This window comes from Streptomyces sp. NPDC012510 (assembly GCF_042955065.1).
Taxonomy (GTDB): domain Bacteria; phylum Actinomycetota; class Actinomycetes; order Streptomycetales; family Streptomycetaceae; genus Streptomyces.
In genome coordinates this window covers 1-4,440 of the sequence record NZ_JBIBEN010000059.1, presented here as the reverse complement: position 1 = coordinate 4,440, position 4,440 = coordinate 1, and the positions used below count along the sequence as shown (strand labels likewise).

Genomic DNA, 4,440 nt, shown 5'->3' with positions numbered 1-4,440 from the left:
GACACTCGGGTCCTGAGCATGCACAACCTCAGCCCACAGCACGAAAACAGTCCACCGACTCCGTCGGCGGACCGTCACGAAACTTCGAGGTTAACCGGATTTCGTTTGAGGTGTGCGGCGCGGGTGATCATCTGGACGGAGGTTCGGGTGCGGTCGCGGGCATGAGAGAACGGGCCCCTTGGTAGTGACGCGGTTACGACACCAGCACGACCAAGGAAGCCCGTTGCCCGATCAGTTGAGCAGCATCTCTGTGCCTGCGCCCACCGCGGTCACCCCTGAGTGTGACTGCTACGTGCACCGGTTCGGTTCGATCGCTCCGGGACGGCGGGCAGCCTGCTATCCCAGTGACATGACGGATGCGGAGTGGGCCGAGGTCCGCTCGGCGATGCCGGTGCCGGCGTGGCTGCTCAAGCGAGGCGGGCGTCCGGAGGCGTATTGCCACCGCGAGATGCTCGACGCTGTGCGTTATCTGGTCGACAACGGTGTGAAGTGGACGGCCATGCCGGTCGACTTCCCGTACTGGCGGGCGGTCTACGACTTCTTCCGCCGCTGGCGGTCCTACGACTACGTGCGTGAGCTGTACGAACGCCTGCGACGTTCGGCGAGGGAACGCTCAGGCCGCAATGCCGAGCCCAGTGCGGCAATCATCGACAGTCAGTCGGTGGACGCCTCCGAGACCGTCGGCGAGGACAGCCGCGGATACGACGGCGGCAAGTCACGTGACGGGCGCAAGCGTCACATCCTGACCGATACCGAGGGCCTGCTCCTGGAGGTCACCGTGACCACGGCCGATGTGCACGACTCCAAGGCCGCCCCCGCGCTGCTGGAGACGTTCATGCAGCAGCCGGGCCGGCCGCTGAAGCTGGTGTGGGTCGACAGTGCCTACCAGGGGCCGGCACTGGCGAAGGCGTTCGCCCGTCACGGAGTCCGGATCGAGGTCGTGCGCCGATCCGACGGACAACGCGGATTTGTCGTACTGGCCCGCAGATGGGTCGTGGAGCGGACGCTGAGCTGGCTGGCCCGCTCACGCCGCCTCAACCGCGACCACGAACGCCGCCCCGACCACCACCAGCAGATGGTGTGGTGGGCTGCTGTGATCAGGCTGTCGAGGCGCCTGGCCGCAGACGCTCCGCGCTGGCCGGAGAAGCGCCCCGGCCGGCTGCCCCGGGCGCGGGCATGAACCGTCCGTCCTTCGCCCGCACCAGCCAGCCCCGCTTCTCCAGCACGTAGGCACGGTGACGGATCTTCTCCACCTCGTTCTTGATCTCCGCTTCCCGGCCCACCGCCCGCGTCAGTTCCACCCCGTTCACCGGCCCCGAAGCGGCCGCCACCGCGGCGAACACCTCCCGATACAGGCCGCTGAGCACCTCCTCGCCCATGCCCGACCGCCACACCGGCGGCCGCTCGCCATGCCCCGCGCCGGGGCCGCCCGATCCCACGGCGGCAGCCATCTCACCACCAGAAGGCACGGAAACCGGCGTATTCACCGGGCTCTCCCCGGCCAGCACCGACACGAGCTCCTCACGCCCCACCCGGGCCCGCTCGACCCGCTCCCGCGCGGCATCCACCTCCGCCTGAGCCTGCTCCAGGACCTCCGTCCAGGACTCCAGATCCTGCCTCGCCCGCGCCTCACGCTGTTCCATCAACCCCAGCACCGACGGCATCGCGACCTCCTCGATCAACAACAAGCCGCCCGCTGCCTGCCCCTACCCCGCCGCGATCATGCCCCGCACACGAAGAAGCCCCTGCTCATCGAACAGGCACTCCCTTTGCCACAACGCACTAAGCGAGGCAGCGGGTGCCGTTGCCGAAGAGCTTCTCGGCGTATTTGCCGGAGGTCAGGGCGGGACCAGGGAGGTCGTTCCACACTTCCGCTGCGTGGGTGGCGCACTCCAGCTCCGTGGCTCCGAGCGCCAAACGGATACCCGGGGCGAACTTGACCTGGACGAAGGGCTCGGTTCGCTGGATGCGCATCCACACGGTGACTGCGCTGGTGCGGGGCTCGCCTTCCTTCCAGTACACGCTGGCGATGTAGCCACTGGGCGCATCGACGAGTTGCTTGGTCTCGGCGGCGTTCTGATTGAACAGAAGGTTCCTGGCGTGGTGTCCGATGCCGCCGCGCAGCCAATCCGCGTCCGCGTTCGCCAGGGCGATGGCACTGGCCATCATGGACTTCCCGCCTCCGTTGGAACCGCCCTCGGGACCGGTGCCGGTGAGGAGAGTGACATCAGCGTGGCTGACGGGGATGATACTGCTGGTGTGGCGCCCGATACGGACGAGCTGGAACAGCCGTAACGGCTTGGCCCCTACGGCTCCCAACGCCTTCAGAGTCATGGCGAGTTGCGGTTCCTCGGTCACGCGGCAGCTCCCGCTTCATTGGTGCGCCGGCGACGCAGCTCGTCGGCAACGAGGCTGCCCGGGTCGGCGAGCATGAGGACGTTCTCCCTCAGCCTCTGATCTTGCTCGGGGGTGAGGCGTTGCAGGAGTGATTCCTGGATGCGGTTGCGGGAATCGATCAGGCCGAGGGCCCTGAGCCGAGACAGCGCTTCGGCGATGTCCCCTCCCTTGAGGCAGTCTCGCCCGTCGGGCCCCTTGTGATCCCGCAGGCGGCTCTCGATCGTTCGGCGTGCAGGGGCTCCGCCGGACTCGGGAATCAGTCGGTCGTAGAGGTAGACCAGGGCCAGCGCCGCTAGGTTGGTGGCCGTCAGCCCGCCCAAAGGCGCCTTGAGGACTGGTGTGACGGCGGGGTGCCAGCCGCTGATGTATCCGATCACTTCCCTGCGCCCGCTGTCACTGACCGCGGTTGCCTCAACGAGTGTGCGGCCGATGCCGGCCAGGAGACGTTCGACTTCTCTCCTCGTGGCGGGCTCCTCGAACTGTTGCCAGTCGCGGGCGGGCAGTGGTGCATCTGCCGCTTCCAGGGCTCGGACACAGTCCACCGCGTCGTTCTCGTACCAGGACGCCTTGGCTGTGGTGATTTCCGGTGTAGGCACTGGCGGTGCGCTGTGGCTCTCGTCTCCTTGGTGAGGGTAGGCGCGGTGGCGCCGCAACCGCACTGCGGCGCTGTTCAGCACGGCGTGGGTGGACGGATCGAGGGTGCTGGCTCCAGGGCCGAGACGCACCGTGCGATCGGGATGGAGACGCAGGAGGCCCGCTTGGGGCAGGGCACGTTCCAGCGCGGGTACGGCCCAGGTATGGGCATTCTTGTCCGTACAGGCGCGCAGCAAGGCGACGACATCGACGAGAGGGATCACCGATAGTTGTTGCCGCTGGGTGAGAAGGGCGTAGGCGGCGACGAAGGTGACCACTTCCTTGGGGTTGAGCCGGTTCCTGGGAAGCCGGGGGCTCTCGGTGGAAGCCGCCGGTTCCCCTCCGGACCAGCCGAGTACCGCAAGCGATCCGCTGACTGGGTCGTCGACGAGGTGGACACGCAACCCAGCAGCCGTGGCGGCCTGTTCCATATCGGTGAGAGGCAGTCCGACGGTGGGCAGTGCCCCGCCGGAGTGGCGCAATAGTGCCAGGGCTCGCGCGGTCTCGTCCTCGGTCACGGGGCGTCCTTCCGGTCGGGTTCGCGGCGCAGACTCATCGGTGTCACCCATGACGGGCGTCTCTTCCGTGGATCGGGGTCGCCGTGCTGCGGTGGCCCCTTCCGGCTGTGGAGGCGGTAGCGGGTGTCCAGGGCCGAGAGTTCGAGCAGGTTGCAGAACAGTTCGGAACCGCTGCGCCACGAGCGGGACAGGAGGATGGGGGTCAAATCCATCTCGTCCAGTTCGCCAAGCAGTTCATCGGCGATGGCGCGCAGAGCCTCGTCCTTCGGTTCCGGGAGGGGCGCGGCCTGGCGATTGGGCCGGTCCGGAAGAATGTCCTGGACGGGTTCGAGAAGAAGTTCCTTGGCTGCGGCTTCGATTGCGGCGGGATCCAGCCAGGCGTGGGCCGCGGCGAAGTGGATTCCGTCCCACAGACTGGCGAGATCTTTGACGGTGGAGGTCCGCGCGGCGCGCACCAGACTCGCAGTGTGCAGCTCGGCCTTGCGGTCCAGACGGGCTTCTCGGCGCAGGAGTTGCACCAGGTCAGTGCGGACGCTCACGTACTTGTTAACGGCTGTGATCATGCGATCCAGATCCGTCGCCAGCTCCTGGATCTGACGAAGAATGGAGAAAGCCTTGTCGCACACCAGCCGGATCCGCTCGGCCAGGTCACGCGTGTCCAGCTTGCCGATCTCGATGGCGGCGACGATGTCGTTCTGTGTGATGATCTCGCGGATCGCTCGGGATCGTCCTTGGACCAGGCCCCTGAATGCGTGCAGTTTCTGCTGGAGTTCCCCTGCTTCGGCCTCGGGATTATCTAGTACTCCAGCTGTAGATCTTGATCTTGGCCTGTGGGCGGACAGCATCTCCGGTCGGTAGGTCGGCTTCTGCTGGCCGCTGGCAGGTAGACCGG

Annotated in this window: 5 protein-coding genes; 1 reads left to right on the top strand and 4 read right to left on the bottom strand. The window is 67.0% G+C overall.

The features are described from left to right. The first annotated feature begins 349 nt into the window (after positions 1–349). Positions 350–1,180: an IS5 family transposase gene (locus tag ACFY9I_RS42160; RefSeq protein WP_391012747.1), complete on the top strand. Its 831-nt coding sequence runs from the start codon at positions 350–352 to the stop codon at positions 1,178–1,180. Here the strand turns inward: ACFY9I_RS42160 and ACFY9I_RS42155 are convergent. The 4 genes from ACFY9I_RS42155 to ACFY9I_RS42140 all read right to left on the bottom strand — a co-directional run. After that, positions 1,098–1,664 carry a hypothetical protein gene (locus ACFY9I_RS42155; protein WP_391012745.1) on the bottom strand — a complete coding sequence of 189 codons (567 nt, stop codon included), beginning with the start codon at positions 1,662–1,664 and terminating at the stop codon, positions 1,098–1,100. The two genes, ACFY9I_RS42160 and ACFY9I_RS42155, sit on opposite strands and share 83 nt — an antisense overlap. A 118-nt stretch (positions 1,665–1,782) precedes the next feature. Next, a complete protein-coding gene (locus ACFY9I_RS42150; RefSeq protein WP_391012742.1) occupies positions 1,783–2,358 on the bottom strand; it encodes a hypothetical protein in 576 nt (191 codons plus the stop codon). Continuing rightward, the gene (locus ACFY9I_RS42145; protein WP_391012740.1) at positions 2,355–3,548 is read right to left on the bottom strand and encodes a hypothetical protein; all 1,194 of its coding nucleotides are present in this window, start codon (positions 3,546–3,548) and stop codon (positions 2,355–2,357) included. Before ACFY9I_RS42145 ends, ACFY9I_RS42150 begins: the two co-directional genes overlap by 4 nt. After that, the coding region (locus ACFY9I_RS42140) for a hypothetical protein (RefSeq protein WP_391012737.1) at positions 3,545–4,440 on the bottom strand (896 nt) is incomplete at its 5' end. The genes ACFY9I_RS42145 and ACFY9I_RS42140, both read right to left, overlap by 4 nt.